The sequence below is a fragment of the Klebsiella sp. RIT-PI-d genome (assembly GCF_001187865.1).
GTDB lineage: Bacteria > Pseudomonadota > Gammaproteobacteria > Enterobacterales > Enterobacteriaceae > Superficieibacter.
In genome coordinates this window covers 317,572-338,299 of the sequence record NZ_LGIT01000017.1, presented here as the reverse complement: position 1 = coordinate 338,299, position 20,728 = coordinate 317,572, and the positions used below count along the sequence as shown (strand labels likewise).

The following is a 20,728-nucleotide window of genomic DNA, read 5'->3' as shown; positions in this document are numbered from 1 at the left end:
GCTAATCATAGTAACAATCACGCCAGCGCGTTGCACTGGCGTGATTTATTTCATTACAGCGCTTTCCACGCATCCTGCCAGGCAATACCTGCACCAGGTTCATAGTAAGCCGGTGCAACATTACACCATGCGCCAGCCGGCAGCGGTTTGCACTGATACAGTACGCCGTGGTTATTAACGATATCGTCAGCTTTCCACTGCGTGGTCGCATTCCACGCCGGGTAAACCACGGAACCGTCTGCTGCAGCTTTCGCTTTTACGTTCAACGTATAGCTGGTCGTGCTGCTCAGCGAGCCGTCGCTCACTTTCAGACTAATAGCATACTGCGCATCCTGATCTTTCTCAGGCGCGTTGAACACGATAACTGATTTGTCCGCGCCGCTTACTGTCTGGCCATCTTGCGACATCCAGGTATAGGTAAGTTTGTCACCATTTGCATCAGTAGAGCCGGCACCGCTCAGGGAGACGGCGCTTCCTGCTTCAACTGCACCCACAGGACCAGCAATGTGTGCGACCGGCGCAACGTTGGCGGCAGGCGTCGGTGCTGGCTCAGGAGCAGGGGTCGGCTCTGGCTTCGCGTTGCCGCTATCATCAACGATGTTAACGTTGAAATAGTGCTGAACGCATTTGGTGTAATCACCTTCTTTGAAGGCAGTATACGGCGTTTGATAGCCCACCAGCTGGCAGGCGTTGGTTTTGCCGTCGGCCGTGTCTGCGCTCCATCCCCAATCCTGTTCCCAATAAATAGGCAGTGCGCCCGCACCGTATTCATCGAACTGCTTCATATTTTTGCAGCCCAGAACTTCATCAGCAGGCACCGGCACTTTCAGGTAGTTAGCAAACTCTTTGTAGTAGGCAATACGGTTGAGAGACTGCGCCATCTCGTCAGCGCCACCGCATTCTACGCCGCCGTTGATTATCTGAATGGTAACGCCAAAGCCGGTAACCAGCCCGTTCGCTTTGTCATGATCGTTTGGCTGCCAGGTACCATCAATAACGTGCAGCATGGACGGTTTCGGCGGCTGCGGATAAACAAAGAAGAAGACTGCGCTCGCCAGGTTCATCCAGGTGTCAGCAACCAGTTCAGGTTTGTCTAATAGCGGACGCACGTCGCCGTACATGGCGTCAGAGAACGGACCATAGTTGTAGTTATAGGAGAGCTGTTTTGCTCCACGACCGAAGTAGCTGACATAATCGCCATCTTTATCTTTTCCGCAAGGCCAGGTCTGTCCCTGCCACACATCCGGATTACATTCGCCGTTATAGCCGCCTTTCTGGCCTTCTACCCAACCCACTTCACGCAGGTACACCAGCGCCTGACGCCATTCTGGAATATCTCTCCAGCTTTCATGTCCACCCGTTTCCTGAGCAAAGTGGGCAAACATGGTTGCCAGTGTTTTGCGGCAAATCGCGTCGCTGTCACGACCATCAGTATAAGTACCGCAGACGGCCGGGAACTTACCGATGGCTTTCAGGAAGTTAAGATACGTGTATTCCGGCGCGCGCATCGGAAAAAGGAAATCCCAGTCTTTTTCGCTCAGAATGCTTTCAACGCGTTTTACGTTAGCCGGGTTTGCCGCACGTCCGACAGCAATTTTTTCTACCTCAGCATTATCAAGCGTCGCAATAGATGATTTGACTGCCGACATTAACGGGAAATCGGTGAGTGCCTTTTCTTTGGCAGCCAGTTCACTTGTTGTCATCGTTGCTGGTGCACTGTCGCCCAGTAATGCCGCATGCGCGGTTGATAAGCTGAGCAGGATCCCTGCCGCTACGGTGCTAAGCACCATTCTTTTTTGCAATGCCATATTCTTCTCCTTGATGGTATTCACTGCCGAATGCCTGGCAGCGATCGCAGTCTCAGGGAGAATCAGTCTCATTGACTAATCATATGGTCTCACTACATTCTCATTTTTTTGGCGTAAAAAAATCATAAAAAAAGGCCGGAAAATCCGGCCCTGAACGATGGTGTGAGTATAAAAATCAGGCGTAACCGTAGCTCATCAGACGATGATAACGGCGATTGAGCAAATCATCTTTACCCAGTACGTCGAGGTCGGCCAAATCTTCCAGCAATTGAGCTTTCAATGATGCAGCAATGGCTTCCGGATTACGGTGTGCACCACCCAGCGGTTCCGGAATGATTGAGTCGATCAGCTTCAACTCTTTCAGACGCGGCGCAATGATACCCATTGCATCAGCAGCCAGCGGTGCTTTATCAGCGCTTTTCCACAGAATAGAGGCACAGCCTTCCGGGGAGATAACGGAATAGGTGCTGTATTGCAGCATATTCACTTTATCGCCCACGCCAATCGCCAGTGCACCGCCGGAGCCACCTTCACCAATAACGGTACAGATGACCGGCACGCTCAGGCGTGACATTTCACGCAGGTTGCGTGCAATGGCTTCTGACTGACCGCGTTCTTCTGCGCCAACGCCGGGATAGGCACCTGGCGTATCAATAAAGGTGATGATGGGCATATTGAAACGCTCAGCCATCTCCATTAAGCGCAGCGCTTTACGGTAGCCTTCCGGAGCCGGCATCCCAAAGTTACGGCGAATTTTCTCTTTGGTTTCACGTCCTTTTTGATGACCAATGATCATCACCGGACGTCCGTCCAGACGCGCGATACCGCCGACAATAGCTTTATCATCAGCGTAAGCGCGATCCCCTGCCAGCTCATCGAATTCATCAAACGCCAGGCGGACATAATCCAGGGTGTAGGGGCGCAGCGGATGTCGCGCCAGTTGGGCTACCTGCCATGCGCCAAGATCGGCAAAGATTTTGCGCGTCAGCTCTACGCTTTTTTCGCGCAGACGATGCACTTCTTCGTCGATGTTAATATCCAGTTTCTCATCCTGACGGCTCACCGCAGTCAGAGAATCGATTTTCGCTTCCAGCTCTGCAATCGGCTGTTCAAAATCTAGGAAATTCAGACTCATAGTATTCCTGTATTAGTCAAACTCCAGTTCCACCTGCTCCGAACCAATGAGGCCACGGAGATCGTTAAGTAAACGATCGCTCGGAGAGACGCGCCACGTTGCGCCAAAGCGCAGCCGCGCACGCGCATCCGTCCTCTGATAGTAGAGATGTACTGGAATGGTCCCCGAGCGATGGGGTTCCAGAGACTGACGGAGTCGGTTTAAAAGCTGGTCATCAATTTGCCTGTCCGTCAGCGAGATAGCAAGCCCGCGAGCATATTTTTCACGAGCTTCGTCAATATCCATGACTTCACGGGCCATCATTTTAAGCCCGCCGCTGAAGTCATCAAAGCTGACCTGTCCGCTGACGATAAGTATGCGGTCGTTTTCCAGCAAATGCTGGTATTTCTCCAGCGCTTCGGTGAATAACATCACCTCCAGCCGCCCGGAACGGTCATCGATGGTGCAGATGCCGATGCGATTGCCGCGCTTGGTGACCATAACCCGCGAAGCAATGACGAGCCCCGCCGCCGTGGTCATTTTACCACGTTCGGTTGGATGCATGTCTTTTAGCCTCAGGCCGCCGACATAACGCTCAATTTCTTTCAGATACTGGTTGATAGGATGACCCGTCAGATATAAACCTAACGTTTCACGCTCACCTTCCAGTACCGTATGTTCCGGCCACGGCTGGCAGTTAGCATATGATTGCTCAATCTGCTCCGGTTCTTCTGCCAGCACGCCGAACATATCTGCCTGACCAATAGCCTCCGCTTTCGCGTGCTGATCGGCCGCTTTTAACGCGTCGCCAAGCGAATTCATTAGCGCCGCACGGTGTGGACCGAGGCGGTCAAATGCCCCGGACATAATCAACTTTTCCAGCACCCGACGATTCAGTTTCTTGGTATCAGTACGGGCACAGAGATCGAACAGCTCGCGGAAATAGCCGCCGTTATTACGCGCCTCGATGATAGCCTCAATTGGCCCCTCACCGACACCTTTAATCGCACCAATACCGTAGACAATTTCCCCGTCATCGTTGACATGAAAATGATACAGCCCTGAGTTAATGTCCGGCGGCAGGATTTTTAGCCCCATTCGCCAGCACTCATCGACCAGGCCGACCACTTTCTCCGTGTTGTCCATATCCGCGGTCATCACCGCCGCCATAAATTCAGCCGGATAGTGTGCTTTTAACCACAGCGTCTGGTAAGACACCAGCGCGTAGGCCGCAGAGTGCGATTTGTTAAAGCCGTAGCCGGCAAATTTCTCCACCAGGTCAAAGATTTTTATCGCCAGCTCGCCGTCCACCCCACGACTTCTGGCACCCTCTTCAAAGGTGCCGCGCTGTTTGGCCATCTCTTCCGGTTTTTTCTTACCCATCGCACGACGCAGCATATCCGCGCCGCCGAGCGTATAGCCGGACAGTTCCTGCGCGATCTGCATGACCTGTTCCTGATACAGAATAATGCCATACGTCGGTTCCAGTACCGGCTTAAGACACTCGTGCTGCCACTGGACATCCGGATAAGAGATCTCTTCACGGCCGTGCTTACGGTCAATAAAGTTATCTACCATGCCCGACTGCAGCGGACCGGGACGGAACAAAGCCACGAGGGCTATCATATCTTCGAAGCAGTCTGGTTGCAGACGCTTGATAAGATCTTTCATGCCGCGCGATTCAAGCTGGAAGACCGCCGTCGTTTCGGAGCGTTGTAGCATATCGAAACTTTTCTTATCTTCCAGCGGAATGGCGGCGATATCCAGCGGCGGCTCGCCGTTTTTCTCACGGCGCTTGTTAATCATCTCCAGCGCCCAGTTGATGATGGTCAGGGTACGCAGGCCGAGGAAGTCAAACTTCACCAGCCCTGCATACTCAACATCGTTCTTATCAAACTGGGTAACCGGGTGCAGCCCTTCTTCATCGCAATACAGCGGCGCGAAATCAGTAATTTTAGTCGGCGCAATGACCACGCCCCCGGCATGCTTACCGGCGTTGCGCGTGACGCCTTCGAGCTTACGCGCCATATCAATGAGCGCTTTAACTTCTTCGTCAGCCTCATAGATTTCCGGCAGCTGCGGCTCGGCTTCAAACGCTTTTGCCAGCGTCATGCCCGGATCGGGCGGCACCAGTTTGGAAATGCGATCGACAAAACCATACGAATGACCGAGCACGCGGCCCACGTCGCGAATAACCGCTTTCGCCGCCATCGTACCGAAGGTAATGATCTGCGATACCGCATCGCGACCGTACATCTCCGCGACGTGCTCAATAACCTGATCGCGCTTTTCCATACAGAAATCGACGTCGAAGTCGGGCATCGAAACACGTTCCGGATTAAGGAAACGTTCGAACAGCAGGTCAAATTCCAGCGGATCGAGATCGGTAATTTTCAGCGCATAGGCCACAAGCGAACCCGCACCGGAGCCACGACCTGGCCCGACCGGTACGCCGTTATCTTTTGACCACTGGATAAATTCCATAACGATCAGGAAGTAGCCGGGAAAACCCATCTGGTTGATCACCTGGAGTTCAATATCCAGACGCTCATCATAAGGTGGACGCTTTTCAGTGCGTACGGCTTCATCCGGGAACAGAAATTCGAGACGTTCCTCCAGCCCTTCCTTCGATTTCACCACCAGGAAATCTTCGGTGGTCATTTCACCGGTCGGAAACTGTGGCAAAAAATATTCGCCAAGCCGCACGGTGACATTACAGCGTCTGGCAATTTCGACGCTATTTTCCAGCGCTTCCGGAATATCGGCAAACAGTTCACACATCTCATCTTCGGAACGCAGATACTGCTGCGTGGAGTAGAGGCGAGGCCGTTTGGGATCGTCAAGGGTGTAGCCATCATGAATGGCAACGCGAATTTCATGGGCGTCAAAATCATCGGTGCTGATAAAACGCACATCGTTGGTTGCCACTACCGGCAGGCCACGCTCTTCTGCCAGTTGAATAGCCGCGTGAAGATAGCTCTCTTCATCTTGTCTGCCGGTGCGGATCAGTTCGAGGTAAAAGCGGTCCGGGAAGTGCTCTTCGTAAAAAGAGAGGCACTGATCGACCAGCGCGCTATTGCCGCGCATCACGCTACGCCCGACATCGCCCAGTCGCCCACCGGAGAGTAAAATCAATCCCTCACCCAGCTCTGCAAGCCACTCACGATCGATCCACGGCCCAAGTGCGCCATAGCCACGCTGATAGGCCCGCGAGATTAACAGCGTCAGATTTTGATAGCCGACGTTATTCATTGCCAGAACGGTAAGCTGGGTCATTTCGTCAGCCAGCAACTCGCTCTGGACGTGAAAATCTGCCCCAACAATAGGCTTAAGCCCTGCGCCGTGCGCCGCTCCGTAAAACTTCACCAGACCGCACAGGTTCATAAAATCGGTGATCGCCAGCGCAGGCATACCCATAGAGGCCGCCTTTTTTACCAGCGGCCCGGTTTTTGCCAGCCCATCGATCATGGAATAGTCGCTATGCACCCGCAGGTGAACGAAACGTGGTTCAGCCATTTGTAGAGAGATTCCGGTTTATTAAGTTACGTCACAAGAATCAGGACACCAGGCCCAGTGCGCGTTTTACAGGCGCAAAGCTACGCCGATGATGCTCTGTCGCACCATGCTCCACCAGTTTTTCAAGATGAAAAGCGGTTGGATAGCCTTTATGCTGCGCAAAGCCATATTGAGGAAAGGTCAAATCCAGCGCCGTCATTTCTGCATCACGCGTGACTTTAGCAATGATAGAGGCCGCACTAATTTCTGCCACTCGGCTGTCGCCTTTGACCACGGCCATGGAAGGCATGGCCAGCGCCGGACAGCGATTACCGTCGATCAGTACATACTCAGGCACAATACTTAACCCGGCAACGGCGCGCTGCATCGCCAGCATCGTCGCATGGAGAATATTGAGCTCATCAATTTCGTGCGGCTCGGCGCGTCCGAGACTCCAGCATAATGCCTTTTCGACAATCTCATCAAACAGCGCCAGACGACGTTTCTCGGATAACTTTTTTGAATCATTCAGGCCAACAATGGGTCGGGCGGGATCGAGGATCACCGCCGCGGTGACCACTGCGCCTACCAGCGGACCACGGCCGACTTCATCCACACCGGCGACCAGGTGCGTGTGTGGATAAACAAATTCTATCATGGGGCTAACTCCAGTACCGCATCGGCTGCCTGCTCATCGGCATTACAGCGGATCTGTTGATGCAGCTCGCGGAATGTGTCATGCATCACATGGCGGGTATGGCTGTTCGCCAGCAGCGGTAATAGCGCATCGGTGAGTTTTTGCGGTTCGCACTCTTCCTGCAGAAGCTCTTTGACCAGTTCCCGGCCGGCCAGCAGATTCGGCAGCGAAACATAATCCGTTTTAACCAGCCGCTTTGCCAGCCAGAAGGTAAAGGGCTTCATACGATATCCCACCACCATCGGGCATTTTGCCAGCATACACTCCAGCGCGGCGGTGCCGGATGCGAGCAGTGCGGCATCGCTTGCGACCATTGCTTCGCGGGCCATGCCGTCCAGCAGATGCACCGTAAGCGCCGGCGCAACGTCAGCCTTTATACGCTCAAACTGCTCGCGACGTTTCGCATTTGCCAGCGGCACGACCACTTCAAGGTCAGGATACGTTTCGCGCAATCGCTCTGCGGTACGCAGGAAATCGGCACTGAGCATCTCGACTTCTGCTCCGCGACTGCCGGGTAACAATGCCAGACAGCGGGCATGATGGGGGATCCCCAGAACATCGCGCGCCGCGTTCTTATCCGGATCAAGCGGCATTGCATCCGCCATGGTATGTCCGATGAAACGACAGGGTACGTTGAATCTGTCATAAAACGCTTTTTCGAAAGGCAGAAAAGCCAGCACCATGTTGGTGGATCTGCCTATTTTGAAAACGCGTTTCTGTCGCCATGCCCAGACGGACGGGCTGACGTAGTGAATGGTCTTAATGCCCTGCTTTTTAAGATTACCCTCAAGGGTGATATTAAAATCCGGCGCATCAATACCGACAAATACATCTGGCCTGAGATCCGTGAATCGACGGGTTAAATCGGCGCGAATATGCAGCAGGCGGCGTAAGCGACCAAGCACCTCGACAATGCCCATTACCGCCAGCTCTTCCATCTCATACCAGACTTCACACCCTTCTGCCTGCATACGGGGACCCGCCACGCCGACAAAACGCGCGTGCGGAACACGGGCTTTGAGCGCGCGGATGAGACCGGCACCAAGAATATCGCCGGAGGTTTCTCCGGCGACCAGGGCAATCGTTAATGGGCGAGGTTCAGCCATTAACGGATAAGACCGCGCGTTGAACGGGCGAAGAAATCAGTAAAGGCCTGCACTTGCGGATATTGTCCGGCCAGCTCAGCGATTTCTGGTTTAACCTCTTCCAGCGTTTTTCCGCTGCGGTAGAGCAGTTTGTAGGCATTACGGATAGCGGTAATCGCTTCCCGGCTAAACCCACGACGCTTCAGCCCTTCGATGTTGACACCGAATGGCGTAGCGTGGTTGCCCTGCGCAATGACATACGGAGGAACGTCCTGCGCCACACCGGAGCAGCCGCCGACCATCACATGTTCACCGATAATGCAGAACTGATGGACAGCCGTCATGCCGCCAATGATGACGAAGTCATCCAGCGATACGTGCCCCGCCAGCGTTGCGTTGTTGGCGAGGATACAGCGATTTCCGACGTTACAATCATGCGCGACGTGAGCGTTGATCATTAACAGGTTGTCGCTGCCCACCTTCGTCAATCCACCGCCCTGTACTGTGCCACGATGAATGGTGACGCTTTCGCGGATGCGGTTGCGATCGCCAATTTCTACCCGAGTCGGTTCACCAGCATATTTCAGATCCTGGTTAACTTCTCCAATAGAAGCGAACTGATAAATCTCGTTGTCGCGGCCAATTTTAGTGTGGCCATTCACAACAACATGGGATTTCAGTACGGTTCCCTCGCCGATTTCGACGTTGGATCCCACAATACAAAACGGGCCAATATGGGCGCTGGCACCGATAACGGCGCCCTCTTCCACAATGGCGCTCGGATGAATAAAGGCGGTATTATCAATCACGTATCAGGCCTCCCGGCTACGCGCACACATCATCGTAGCTTCGCAAACAACTTTACCATCAACCAGCGCCACGCCTTTGAAGCGGGTCAGGCCACGGCGGGTTTTCTCGAAAGTGACTTCCATGATCATTTGATCGCCAGGCACGACGGGACGCTTAAAGCGCGCTTCATCGATACCTGCGAAATAGTACAGCTCGCCCGGCTCCAGTTTCCCCACGCTTTTAAACGCCAGAATACCGGTAGCCTGTGCCATTGCTTCCAGAATCAGCACGCCAGGTAAAATCGGCTTGCCCGGAAAATGGCCCTGGAAAAACGGCTCGTTAACCGAGACATTTTTTACTGCGCGCAGAAAACGACCTTCTTCAAAATCCAGCACGCGGTCAACCAGAAGAAAAGGAAAACGGTGCGGCAGAAGCTCAAGAATCTCTTCAATATGCAGAGTATGAGTGTCAGTAGTCAAAATACTCTTCCTGTCTAAATATAATGAACAGCAATAATAACACGGCCCGTGGCAATCTGATGAATGCCAGCAGGCCGGAATGTACAGACGTTTTCGGGTGAAGCTTTAGTCTTGTTGATTGACCTTGCGTTCAATAGCTTTGAGACGCTTACTCATATCATCAATATTCATCACCAGAGCGGCGGTTTTACGCCATGTCTTATTGGGCTGCAGCGGGATACCGGATGAGTAGACGCCCGGCTCAGTAATAGGACGCATAACCATGCCCATACCGGTGACCGTCACCTTATCGCAGATTTCCATATGCCCGTTGATTACGCTGGCGCCGCCAATCATACAGTAACGGCCAATTTTCAGGCTGCCTGCCATGATAACGCCGCCCGCAACGGCGGTATTGTCGCCAATCACGACGTTATGTGCAATCTGACACTGATTATCAATAATCACCCCATTACCAATAAGGGTGTCATCCAGCGCGCCGCGATCGATGGTGGTACATGCGCCGATCTCGACGCGATCGCCGATAATAACGCGACCTAACTGCGGGATCTTCACCCAGTTACCGCGATCGTTCGCATAGCCAAAGCCATCAGAGCCGATTACGGTGCCGGACTGAACCAGGCAGTTTGCGCCAATCTCAATCTCATGGTAAATGCTAACGTTGGCCCACAGTCGGGTGCCCGCGCCGATTTTCGTCTTTTTACCAATGAAGCAACCGGCACCGATTACCACGTTATCACCCAGTACAACATCGGATTCGATAACGGCATTCGCACCGATCGACACGTTGTTGCCCAGTTGCGCAGTAGGATCGATAACGGCACCCGGCGCGATATTCTGCGCAGGCTGAGGTGTGGTATCAAGGATCTGAGCCATACGCGCATAGGTCAGGTAGGGATTTTTCACTACCAGCGCCGCGCTGTTGGCAAAAGGAAGATCGTCAGGGGTCATCACAACGGCGGACGCCTGGCAAGCCGCCAGGTGCTCACGGTATTTAGGATTTACCATGAAAGTGATATGACCTGCTTGAGCAGATTGCATGGACGCGACAGCGGTGATGACGATATCGCCATCACCGTGTAACTCTGCATCCAACTGCTGTGCTAAATCAGCGAGTCGAATTGAAGGCATTACTTATTTAACCTGTTTCAGCACATCAGCAGTGATGTCTTTAACATCGCTGCTGTTATAAGCAACGGTATTTGCGTCGACAACCAGGTCGATGCTCTGGCTGCTGGCAACAGATTTCACCGCGCTCTGAATGCGGGTAACCAGTTTGCCACGCTCTTCGTTAGAACGACGCGCACGATCTTTCTCAAATGCCTGCGCTTTCTGAGCGAAAGTCTGACGCTGCGCCATCACGTCTTTTTCCAGTTTGCTACGGTCAGAACCGGCTTTCATAGACTGCAAGCGCTGCATTTTGCTCTGCAGATCGCCTTCCATTCTCTGAAGCTCGGCTGCGCGGCCTTTAAACTCATTTTCCAGAGAGTTAGAAACACCTGTTTTCTGAGCCACCTGCTGGAAAAGACTACCCATGTTAACCACTGCAATTTTGTCTGCTGCCTGCGCAGAGGTAACCATTGCTAAACCGAGACCTGCCGCTAATAACCACTTTTTCACAATAAACTCCTTACCATCCCATTGATACCCGAAGGCACCGTTCTTTGCGTGACCAACCTACCCCTTACGGGAAAGGTTGATGTCAGCGCGACACTGCTATTGCATTCCTTTGCTGGGTGCAATTACCAGGTTTTACCTATGTTAAACTGGAACTGCTCTGCCTTGTCTCCATCGTACTTTTTAAACGGCTGGGCGTAGGAGAAGACCAACGGCCCCAATGGGGACATCCACTGTAATGCGATACCCGCAGACATACGGATATTATTCGGATCGCTGTAATCTGGCACATCTGATGGTGCTGAAGAGGTATCCCATTTGGTATCCCACACGGTACCCATATCCCAGAAGAACGAGGTTCGAACCGAGTTAGCATATTTTTCGCTGATAAACGGCGTTGGCGTGATGAACTCAAGGCTTGCCACTGCCATCGCGTTACCGCCTACCGCATCATTGGATTTACAGATATCCGTTGCGCCATTTTCTACCGCGCAATCATAGTCGTTATCGTTGTCGTAGTTATTAACCGAGTGCGGATAATAAACGGCTTTTGGACCGATCGTGTTCGACTGGAAACCACGCACGGTGCTGGAGCCACCGGCATAGAAGTTTTCATAGAACGGCAATTCTTTACTGCCTATGCCATCACCATAACCCACTTTAGTACGGCCCAGAACGACCCATTTATGGTCGTCGTCGATGGGTACGTAGGTTGCGGTATCCAGCGTGGCTTTGTAATACTGGTTATCAGAACCTGGAATAGTCACTTTACCATTCAGGTTGACACGCGAACCCTCAGTCGGGAAGAAGCCACGGTCCAGTTTGTTATAGGTCCAGCCATAGTTAAAGGTGAAATCGTCTGACTTGAAGCTGTTGTCTTCATCAGTGGTACTCGGGCGCTCACCCATCGATTCCAGATAACGCCACATTGCAACCTGCGGTTCCATATTGGACAGGGAGTTATGAACATAGCCCAGTCCGCCACGCAGCGTGTTGTACTCGTTAATCGGGAAGCCCAGCGTTAAATCGGTGCCATAACTTTTGTTGGTATAGCCAGACAGATCCGCATCGTCTGCTTTAAAGTCGTTATAGAACACACGACCGCCGAGGCTGACGCCGTCAACGGTGAAGTACGGATCGGTAACCGAAAGCTCTGTATAGGTCTGATAGTCATTCTTGGTTCCGTTGATACCAACGGAGTAGCCTGTACCTAACCAGTTATCCTGCTGTACCCCGGCCTGGAAGCTAACGCCGCTTTCGGTGCCGTAACCGACACCGAAGTTGAAGCTGCCGGTATTACGCTCTTTCACTTTATAAACTACGTCAACCTGATCCGGACGACCCGACACGCGCTGCGTATCGGTATCAACCGTTTCAAAATAGCCAAGACGGTTCAGACGCTCTTTACCCTGGTCAACGAGATCGCTGCCCAGCCACGCACCTTCCATCTGACGCATCTCACGACGCAGGACGGCATCTTTGGAGGTATCGTTACCTTCAAAGCGGATCTTGCGCACGTAGTAACGGTTGCCGGCGTCAACATTCACGCGCAGTTTTACCGTCTTGTCAGCATCGTTAATTTCCGGCTGCGACTGTACGCGCGGGTAGGCGTAACCATAGCGACCCAGAAGCTTTTTGATATCGTCTTCCATTTTGGTCACTTTGGTGCCGTTGTAGAGTTCACCCGGCTCAATTTTGGTCAGTCTTTCAATGTCAGTAGAATGACCGGCCAGATTACCGCTGACTTCAACGCTTTGCAGTTTATACTGATCGCCCTCGGTGATATTCACCGTCACGTAGATGCCTTTTTTATCCGGCGTCAGACTGACCTGGGTTGAATCAATATTGAAGCGCGCGTAGCCGCGGTCAAGATAGTAACTGCGCAGGGTTTCAAGATCGCCCGCCAGTTTCTGCTTCTGATATTTGCGATCGCCGACCACGTTCCACCACGGCACTTCATCACGCAGTTGGAAATGCGAGATCAGTTCTTCCGTACTGAAGGCTTTATTGCCGACAATGTTAATTTGTTGGATTTGTGCCGAGACACCTTCCTGGAAAACCAGCTTCAGGTCAACGCGGTTACGCGGCAGCGGTGTTACCACGGCTTTCACGCTGGCGCTGTATTTACCGACGCTGTAATAGAAGTCTTCCAGACCCTTCTCAATGTCAGAGAGAGTAGTACGGTCCAGTGATTCACCCACGCGTACGCCAGAGGCTTCAAGGTTTTGCTTGAGCATGTCGTCTTTCACCGATTTGTTACCGGAGAAAGTGATACTGGCAATGGTTGGGCGTTCTTTGACCTGAACTAACAGCGTATCGCCGTCGCGCAGGACACGAACATCCTCAAAGTTGCCGGTAGCAAACAGAGCACGGATGGTATTACTGATATCTTCATCATTTACCGTGTCGCCTGTGCGCACTGGCATACTGAGAAGGGCCGCACCAACGGCGACTCGCTGCAAGCCTTCGAAATGAATATCTTTCACTACGAAGCCGTCAGCACCGTATACGGTCGCGCTGCTAAACAGCAGCGACGCTATGAGCAACTTTTTCATCGCCATCGTTATTATGCATTCTTCCTAACACTCTCTCTTACAACCGAGAGAAATCATTGAAAAGTGCAAGCCCCATTAACAACACCAGCAAAATCGAGCCAATGCGATAAGTAAAGTCTTGAACTCGCTCGGATACCGGGCCGCCTTTTAGCTTTTCAATCGCTAAAAAGAGCAGATGACCCCCGTCAAGAACGGGCAGCGGGAACAGGTTTATAATGCCCAGATTCACACTGATGAGCGCAAGGAACATCAGATAAGGAACCACCCCATACTCCGCTGACATCCCAGCCCCCTGGGCGATAGAGATCGGCCCGCTGAGGTTGTTCAGTTTTAGATCACCGGTTATCAATTTTCCCAGCATTCTGACCGTTAGCGACATCAGCTGCCACGTTTTCTCCGTGGCCTGTGCGATGGCGCTGAATGGCCCATACTGGCGAACTGTTTTGTACTCGTCCGGAAGCGGGATAACTGTTGGTACAATTCCCGCAAACCCTTCAGCCTTATTACCCGGTTTTGTATCTGGTATTAAGGTTAATGACAAGGGGCTTCCCTGTCTTTCTATCTCAAGAGCCAATCCTTTACCAGGATGACTGCGCACCAGTGTGACTAATGTCGCCCATTGCGTCAGCGGCTGGCCATCGACTTTAACGATCCTGTCGCCGACTTGCAAACCCGCTTTTTGTGCAGCGGAGTCAGCCTGTACTTCTGCCAGCACAGATTCTATCTGCGCGCCGCGCGGACGTATACCCAAAGACGCAATTGGATCTTCCTTATCCGGAGCAAAATGCCATTCCCGTAAATCGAGAACTTTATTTTGCCGTTGATCGCTACCTACGGGCGCCACGCTGAGCGTCGTCTGTTCCTCGCCGATTTTTGCGACCAGTTCAAGACGAACGGCATCCCAGTCAGGCGTTTCGATACCGTCAACCGCTTTAAGTTCCATTCCTGGTGCAATTTGTGCTTCTGCTGCTACCGAACTGGGCGTTATTTCACCAATTACCGGACGAACGCCAGGCACGCCGATGATAAACACCAGCCAGTAGGCGAAAATGGCGAAGATGAAATTGGCGACGGGACCGGCAGCAATAACGGCCGCACGCTGGCCAACCGTTTTATTATTGAACGCGTAGTGGCGCATCTCCGGGGCAACCGGTTCAATGCGCTCATCCAGCATTTTGACATAGCCGCCCAGCGGAATAAGCGCGATAACGAATTCCGTACCCTGGCGATCGGTACGCCGCCACAACGCCGTACCAAAGCCAATAGAGAACCGCTCTACGCGAACGCCACAGCGGCGAGCAACCCAGAAATGGCCAAACTCATGCACCGTGATCAACACGCCCAGCGTAACGATGAACGCGGCCAGGTTCCAGAGAATGCTCAGCATAAAACCTTCCGTTAAACCATCCTGAAAACTAACAGCAGCAGGCAGGCAAAGACCGGTACCGCCGCCGTCAGGCTGTCGATACGATCAAGAATGCCGCCGTGTCCTGGGATCAAATGACCACTGTCTTTGATACCGGCTTCACGCTTAAACATACTTTCTGTCAAATCACCGAGCACTGATGCCAGTACGGCAACAATTGAGCAAATGAGCAGCGTAGCCGGTGCTACGTCCAGATTAGCCCATTGACCATAAGCCCAGGAGATAATGGCTGCGGTAAACAGTCCACCCAAAAAGCCCTGCCAGGTTTTACCCGGTGACACTTTCGGCGCCAGCTTATGCTTGCCAAATAGCTTGCCAAACATGTAAGCACCCGAGTCAGCGCCCCAGACGAGGATCATAACATAGAGTAGCCACAGTGCGCCGCTATAGGGATTAGTAGTGTAATGCCAGGCACGTAGCACCAGCATACCCCAGAAAAAAGGAATAATAGTGAGCACGCCGAAAATCAGACGCAGGGTTTTTGAGTGTCGCCATACCGCGGCTGAAGACGGATAAAATAACACCAGCACCAGCGCCACAATCCACCAGGCAAGTGAGGCCCAGAGCGACATTTCAATCACCGGCTGATGAATATTATTGTGGTATTCCGGTAGCATAAACAGCATCAGAGCCAGCAGCAAACCGCACAGTACGGCCAGCCACACACGCTGTGTTCTGGAGGTAAAACCGCTCAGTTGTCCCCACTCCCATGCCGCCAGCATACACACGACCAGCGTAACGATGCCGAAAGCCACGGGTGGCAGTAAAAATAGCGCCGCAATAACGACGGGTATTAATACAAAAGCAGAAATCAGGCGATACTTCAGCAAAAGCGACCCCCATCAGGCGTTGTCAACACCGGGCTCCGTGCCGCCGAAGCGACGCTCTCGATTGGCAAAGGCATGCAGCGCACCTTCAAAGTCTTGTTCATCGAAATCAGGCCAGAGAACATCTGTAAAGTAAAGCTCGGCATACGCAATTTGCCAAAGCAAAAAGTTACTGATGCGATGCTCCCCACCTGTCCTAATTACTAAATCTACAGGAGCCAGTTCATGCATACAGATTTGCTGACTTAGCATCTCTTCACTGATTTGGTCCGCACGGAGAAGTCCCTGCTGGACCTGAGAAGCAAGGTGCTGCACTCCCTGAATAATATCCCATCGTCCACCATAATTAGCCGCGATATTTAACGTCAATCCGGTATTTTTTTCGGTTAACGTTTCGGCTTTATGGATACGCTCCTGCAGACGAGGGTTAAAACGATTGATATCGCCGATAATACGCAAACGAACATTGTGGCGGTGCAGGCTTTTTACTTCGCTATCAAGCGCCCACACGAACAGCTCCATCAATGCACTTACTTCCTGCGCCGGACGATTCCAGTTTTCACTGCTGAAAGCGTAAAGGGTCAACGCATCAATGCCATTATTCGCGGCGAAAGAGACTGCGCGACGGACGGATTTTGCCCCGGCCTTGTGTCCGAAGGCCCGGATCTTGCCCTGTCTCTTCGCCCAGCGCCCATTGCCATCCATGATTATCGCGACGTGGCGGCAGCCATGCGCAGGCAAACTTTCGCCGATTGGTTGATTAGCAGACAACATAACGCGTTTTAGTCCATGAAAAGGGATTAGCGATGCTCCGGAATAGTGACGCTCTCTCGTAAAAAAGCCGTGTTTCATCACGGCTCGCCTGATAACAAACGATAAATTATCCGTCATCAGGTGGCGCAGACTATATCACTGAAGCACAGCGCTAACAAATACCACAACGACAGCGGTGTGGATTATGGTCAACACGTGAGTTGCCTGACCTGACGGTGGGCAATCTCACGCGCCATCGCATCAACGGCCAGCACATCCTCAATGCTCTGCGGCTCCGGTACGTTAACCGTCTCAAGCACAGCCAGATTCAGGGCGGCAATATCCGTAAAGCGGATCTGCGAGGCTAAAAACGCAGCCACAGCGATTTCATTCGCCGCGTTCAGCGCCGTTGTTAACGCCTGCCCCTGTTCAAATGCATCCATAGCCAGTTTCAGGCACGGATAACGATCGTAATCAGGCGCAGCAAAACTTAACTCGCTCAGCGCGCAGAAATCCAGCGGCTTCACGCCGGACGCGACGCGTGCAGGCCAGCCCATAGTATGAGCAATAGGCGTGCGCATATCCGGCTCGCCCAACTGAGCCAGTACACTGCCATCGCGATAGCGGACCATCGAATGGATAACCGACTGCGGATGGATAAGCACTTCCATCTGGCGTGCTGAAGCGTTAAAAAGCCAGCGTGCTTCAATGTATTCCAGACCTTTGTTCATCATGGTGGCCGAATCAACGGAGATTTTACGCCCCATTGACCAGTTCGGATGACGGCAGGCCTGATCCGGCGTCATTGCGACCAGTTCGGCAATTGCAGTCTCACGAAAAGGGCCACCTGACCCGGTAAGCAGAATGGATGAAACACCATTCTCTTCAAGGTCAGCGTATCCCAGGTTGTGTTGAATTGTTTCCGGCAAACTCTGAAAAATCGCATTATGTTCACTATCGACCGGTAACAGTTGCGCATTACTGTATTTTACCGCCTCCATGAACAGGCGTCCGCAGGTCACCAGTGACTCTTTATTCGCCAGCAGCACGGTTTTTCCGGCGCGGATCGCTGCAAGCGTCGGCACCAGCCCGGCGGCTCCAACGATTGCGGCCATAACTTGATCGACATCGCTCAGCGCCGCCATATCGCTGGCCGCCTGCTGACCACTGAGAACCTCGGTACGGCAGCCATGCTCGCTCAGCGCAAGCGTTAACGCCTGCGCGCTTTGCGCATCGTCCATCACCGCGTAACGGGGGGAGAATTCCAGACACTGCTGAGCCATGCGCTCAACGTTTTTGCCTGCCACTAAAGCCGTTATAGCGAATACATCGGGATTATGGCGAACTACGTCAAGCGTGCTGCATCCGATAGAGCCAGTCGAACCCAGAACGGTTAATTGCTTCATGAGGCGTCCAGAAAATAAAGAAGACGTTCACCACGTCGCATCGCGCGGGTGGCGTATAAAAAGCAAAACGCCGCCAGCAAAGCCCAAAAGCCCTCTGTACGGCGTTTACAGTATTACGGCAAATATCAGAACTGCATCAGTTCCGCTTCTTTTTCTGCCAGCGCCGCATCAACCTTCTTGATGGCGACATCAGTCATTTTCTGCACGTCTTCCTGCGAACGACGATCGTCGTCTTCGCTGATTTCTTTCTCTTTCAGCAGTGCTTTCACTTTGTCGTTTGCGTCGCGGCGTACGTTACGCACGGCGACACGAGCCTGCTCAGCTTCACCGCGTACAATTTTGGTCAGATCTTTACGGCGCTCTTCGGTCAGGGCCGGAAGCGGAACACGAATATCGCTACCCGCAGAGCTTGGATTCAGACCGAGATCGGAAGCCATAATCGCCTTTTCGACCGCTGCACTCAGGCTACGGTCGAAAACGTTGATTTTCAGGGTACGGGAATCTTCTACGGTCACGCTAGCCAGCTGACGTAGCGGGGTTGGCGCGCCATAATAAGGAACAACGATCCCGTCCAGCAGGCTTGGAGAAGCACGGCCAGTACGAATTTTGCTGATTTGGTTTTTAAATGCTTCAACGCATTTATCCATGCGAACTTCAGCATCTTTTCTGATTTCGTTAATCACGTTACGAATCCTTGAAAACTTGTCTCATACAGACCAGACGATAGCATTCCGCCAGGCAGATTTGCTAAGTATAGCCTTGTTTACATTATGCCACCGGGTAAGTGACCCACGTAATTAAAGCGGAATATTACCCGGATTTGGCCTCTACGGAAATTATTCCGTGATCAGTGTGCCTTCTTTTTCACCCATGACAACGCGGCGCAGCGCACCAGGCTTGTTCATGTTGAAGACACGAATCGGCAGTTTATGGTCACGGGCCAGCGTAAACGCCGCCAGATCCATGACTTTGAGTTCTTTATCCAGCACTTCATTATACGACAGCTGCTCGTACATGGTAGCGGTTGGATCTTGTGCCGGATCGGCAGTAAATACGCCATCAACTTTGGTCGCTTTCAGTACCACATCCGCTTCGATTTCAATCCCGCGCAGGCACGCGGCTGAATCGGTAGTAAAGAACGGATTGCCGGTACCGGCCGCCAGGATCACAACGCGGTTGTTACGCAGCAGGCTGATTGCTTCTGCCCAGCTATAGTTGTCGCACACGCCATTCAGCGGGATCGCTGACATCAGGCGGGCGTTCACATAGGCGCGGTGTAGCGCATCACGCATCGCCAGGCCGTTCATGACGGTGGCCAGCATGCCCATGTGGTCGCCCACAACGCGATTCATACCCGCTTTCGCCAGACCCGCACCACGGAACAGGTTACCGCCGCCAATGACTACACCCACCTGAATACCCAGTTCAACCAGTTCTTTGATTTCCTGAGCCATGCGGTCGAGTATGCTTGCATCAATACCGAAGCCTTCTGAACCCTGTAAGGCTTCGCCACTTAGCTTAAGCAGAATGCGTTTATAGACGGGTTTTGCATTGGTAGCCATGTTTCTTTCCTGAGACTGTCAACGAGTGAGATGAATGAATTCTGGCGACATTGTACGTCGCATTCCAGCGCCACCTCTATAAGGTTTGGCTGATTTTACAAGACGGGTGCAAAAAGAAGCCGCCCTCAGGCGGCTCCTTATAAAATTAAGACTGCTTGGACATTGCAGCAACTTCTGCTGCGAAGTCAGTCTCAACTTTCTCGATGCCTTCACCCACTTCAAAGCGGATGAAGCTTGTTACGTCAGCGTTATGCTCTTTCAGCAGCTGACCAACAGTTTTGCTCGGATCCATCACGAAAGGCTGGCCGGTCAGAGAAACTTCACCGGTGAATTTCTTCATGCGGCCTTCAACCATTTTCTCAGCGATTTCTTTCGGCTTGCCAGACTGCATGGCGATGTCCAGCTGAACCTGGTACTCTTTTTCTACCACTTCAGCAGACACGTCTTCCGGCTTAACGAATTCTGGCTTGCTTGCAGCAATGTGCATTGCCAGATGCTTAACCAGCTCTTCGTCAGCGCCAGTTGCAGCAACCAGAACACCGATACGCGCACCGTGCTGGTAGCTACCCAGGATATCGCCTTCCAGAGAAGAAACGCGACGGATGTTGATGTTCTCACCGATTTTAGCAACCAGTGCAACACGCTCTTCTTCGAACTGTGCTTTCAGAACTTCAACGTCAGTGATTTTGCCAGCAACAGCTGCGTCCAGTACTTTGTTAGCGAAAGCCTGGAAGCCAGCATCTTTAGCCACGAAGTCAGTCTGGCAGTTAACTTCCAGAATGATACCGTAGGTGCCGTCGATACGCGTGATGATCACGCCGTCAGCAGCAACGTTGCCTGCTTTTTTGGCTGCTTTGATTGCGCCAGATTTACGCATGTTTTCGATTGCCAGCTCGATGTCACCGTTAGCTTCGGTCAGTGCTTTTTTGCAATCCATCATGCCTGCGCTGGTACGTTCGCGCAGTTCTTTTACCAGGGATGCGGTAATTTCAGCCATTCTAAAATCCTCGGGAGATGATATCTGCCCGGCCACAGACCGCACAGATGTAAAAGTGAAAAAGGGGGCCATATACAGGCCCCCTAACCAAACGTGATACTACCTGGTCTATAAGGGC

17 protein-coding genes are annotated in these 20,728 nt (G+C 52.5%); all 17 read right to left on the bottom strand.

The annotated features are described in order from the left end of the window. Positions 1-53: 53 nt before the first annotated feature. On the bottom strand, positions 54-1,808 hold the full coding sequence (locus AC791_RS18855) for a chitinase (protein WP_049842013.1): 1,755 nt from the start codon (positions 1,806-1,808) through the stop codon (positions 54-56). Positions 1,809-1,983: 175 nt separating this feature from the next. Next, positions 1,984-2,943 carry an acetyl-CoA carboxylase carboxyl transferase subunit alpha gene (gene accA / locus AC791_RS18850; RefSeq protein ID WP_049842012.1) on the bottom strand — a complete coding sequence of 320 codons (960 nt, stop codon included), beginning with the start codon at positions 2,941-2,943 and terminating at the stop codon, positions 1,984-1,986. Positions 2,944-2,955: 12 nt separating this feature from the next. After that, on the bottom strand, positions 2,956-6,438 hold the full coding sequence (gene dnaE / locus AC791_RS18845) for a DNA polymerase III subunit alpha (protein ID WP_049842011.1): 3,483 nt from the start codon (positions 6,436-6,438) through the stop codon (positions 2,956-2,958). Between the two features lie 40 nt (positions 6,439-6,478). Continuing rightward, complete coding sequence (gene rnhB / locus AC791_RS18840; RefSeq protein WP_049842010.1) at positions 6,479-7,075, bottom strand: ribonuclease HII; 597 nt, start codon at positions 7,073-7,075, stop codon at positions 6,479-6,481. Beyond that, complete coding sequence (gene lpxB, locus AC791_RS18835) at positions 7,072-8,220, bottom strand: lipid-A-disaccharide synthase (protein WP_049842009.1); 1,149 nt, start codon at positions 8,218-8,220, stop codon at positions 7,072-7,074. Before lpxB ends, rnhB begins: the two co-directional genes overlap by 4 nt. After that, positions 8,220-9,008, bottom strand: a complete 789-nt coding sequence (gene lpxA, locus AC791_RS18830; protein ID WP_049842008.1) for an acyl-ACP--UDP-N-acetylglucosamine O-acyltransferase — start codon at positions 9,006-9,008, stop codon at positions 8,220-8,222. Before lpxA ends, lpxB begins: the two co-directional genes overlap by 1 nt. A 3-nt stretch (positions 9,009-9,011) precedes the next feature. Next, the gene (gene fabZ / locus AC791_RS18825; protein WP_049842007.1) at positions 9,012-9,467 is read right to left on the bottom strand and encodes a 3-hydroxyacyl-ACP dehydratase FabZ; all 456 of its coding nucleotides are present in this window, start codon (positions 9,465-9,467) and stop codon (positions 9,012-9,014) included. Between the two features lie 105 nt (positions 9,468-9,572). Continuing rightward, positions 9,573-10,598 (bottom strand): UDP-3-O-(3-hydroxymyristoyl)glucosamine N-acyltransferase, encoded by a 1,026-nt coding sequence (gene lpxD, locus AC791_RS18820; RefSeq protein ID WP_049842006.1) that lies wholly within the window; start codon positions 10,596-10,598, stop codon positions 9,573-9,575. 3 nt (positions 10,599-10,601) lie between these two features. Beyond that, a complete protein-coding gene (skp, locus tag AC791_RS18815; RefSeq protein ID WP_049842005.1) occupies positions 10,602-11,087 on the bottom strand; it encodes a molecular chaperone Skp in 486 nt (161 codons plus the stop codon). A 122-nt stretch (positions 11,088-11,209) separates the two neighbouring features. Further along, positions 11,210-13,645 carry an outer membrane protein assembly factor BamA gene (bamA, locus tag AC791_RS18810; RefSeq protein WP_049842004.1) on the bottom strand — a complete coding sequence of 812 codons (2,436 nt, stop codon included), beginning with the start codon at positions 13,643-13,645 and terminating at the stop codon, positions 11,210-11,212. Between the two features lie 31 nt (positions 13,646-13,676). Then, complete coding sequence (gene rseP / locus AC791_RS18805) at positions 13,677-15,026, bottom strand: sigma E protease regulator RseP (RefSeq protein WP_049842003.1); 1,350 nt, start codon at positions 15,024-15,026, stop codon at positions 13,677-13,679. An 11-nt stretch (positions 15,027-15,037) separates the two neighbouring features. Further along, positions 15,038-15,895 (bottom strand): phosphatidate cytidylyltransferase, encoded by an 858-nt coding sequence (gene cdsA, locus AC791_RS18800; protein ID WP_049842002.1) that lies wholly within the window; start codon positions 15,893-15,895, stop codon positions 15,038-15,040. 12 nt (positions 15,896-15,907) lie between these two features. Continuing rightward, positions 15,908-16,666, bottom strand: a complete 759-nt coding sequence (gene ispU, locus AC791_RS18795) for a (2E,6E)-farnesyl-diphosphate-specific ditrans,polycis-undecaprenyl-diphosphate synthase (protein ID WP_049842045.1) — start codon at positions 16,664-16,666, stop codon at positions 15,908-15,910. A 188-nt stretch (positions 16,667-16,854) separates the two neighbouring features. Continuing rightward, positions 16,855-18,051 carry a 1-deoxy-D-xylulose-5-phosphate reductoisomerase gene (gene ispC, locus AC791_RS18790; protein ID WP_049842001.1) on the bottom strand — a complete coding sequence of 399 codons (1,197 nt, stop codon included), beginning with the start codon at positions 18,049-18,051 and terminating at the stop codon, positions 16,855-16,857. Positions 18,052-18,176: 125 nt separating this feature from the next. Continuing rightward, complete coding sequence (gene frr / locus AC791_RS18785; RefSeq protein ID WP_049842000.1) at positions 18,177-18,734, bottom strand: ribosome recycling factor; 558 nt, start codon at positions 18,732-18,734, stop codon at positions 18,177-18,179. Between the two features lie 153 nt (positions 18,735-18,887). Then, complete coding sequence (gene pyrH, locus AC791_RS18780) at positions 18,888-19,613, bottom strand: UMP kinase (RefSeq protein WP_049841999.1); 726 nt, start codon at positions 19,611-19,613, stop codon at positions 18,888-18,890. A 145-nt stretch (positions 19,614-19,758) separates the two neighbouring features. Further along, positions 19,759-20,610, bottom strand: coding sequence for a translation elongation factor Ts (tsf, locus tag AC791_RS18775; protein ID WP_049841998.1), 852 nt, complete (start codon positions 20,608-20,610; stop codon positions 19,759-19,761). Positions 20,611-20,728 lie beyond the last annotated feature (118 nt).

Excerpts from the sequence above, each read along its gene's own strand:
- lpxD (WP_049842006.1), bottom strand. The coding sequence starts at position 10,598 with ATGCCTTCAATTCGACTCGCTGATTTAGCACAGCAGTTGGATGCAGAG.
- rnhB (WP_049842010.1), bottom strand. The coding sequence starts at position 7,075 with ATGATAGAATTTGTTTATCCACACACGCACCTGGTCGCCGGTGTGGAT.
- ispC (WP_049842001.1), bottom strand. The coding sequence starts at position 18,051 with ATGAAGCAATTAACCGTTCTGGGTTCGACTGGCTCTATCGGATGCAGC.
- AC791_RS18855 (WP_049842013.1), bottom strand. The coding sequence starts at position 1,808 with ATGGCATTGCAAAAAAGAATGGTGCTTAGCACCGTAGCGGCAGGGATC.
- lpxB (WP_049842009.1), bottom strand. The coding sequence starts at position 8,220 with ATGGCTGAACCTCGCCCATTAACGATTGCCCTGGTCGCCGGAGAAACC.
- accA (WP_049842012.1), bottom strand. The coding sequence starts at position 2,943 with ATGAGTCTGAATTTCCTAGATTTTGAACAGCCGATTGCAGAGCTGGAA.
- ispU (WP_049842045.1), bottom strand. The coding sequence starts at position 16,666 with ATGTTGTCTGCTAATCAACCAATCGGCGAAAGTTTGCCTGCGCATGGC.
- dnaE (WP_049842011.1), bottom strand. The coding sequence starts at position 6,438 with ATGGCTGAACCACGTTTCGTTCACCTGCGGGTGCATAGCGACTATTCC.
- pyrH (WP_049841999.1), bottom strand. The coding sequence starts at position 19,613 with ATGGCTACCAATGCAAAACCCGTCTATAAACGCATTCTGCTTAAGCTA.
- tsf (WP_049841998.1), bottom strand. The coding sequence starts at position 20,610 with ATGGCTGAAATTACCGCATCCCTGGTAAAAGAACTGCGCGAACGTACC.
- bamA (WP_049842004.1), bottom strand. The coding sequence starts at position 13,645 with ATGGCGATGAAAAAGTTGCTCATAGCGTCGCTGCTGTTTAGCAGCGCG.
- rseP (WP_049842003.1), bottom strand. The coding sequence starts at position 15,026 with ATGCTGAGCATTCTCTGGAACCTGGCCGCGTTCATCGTTACGCTGGGC.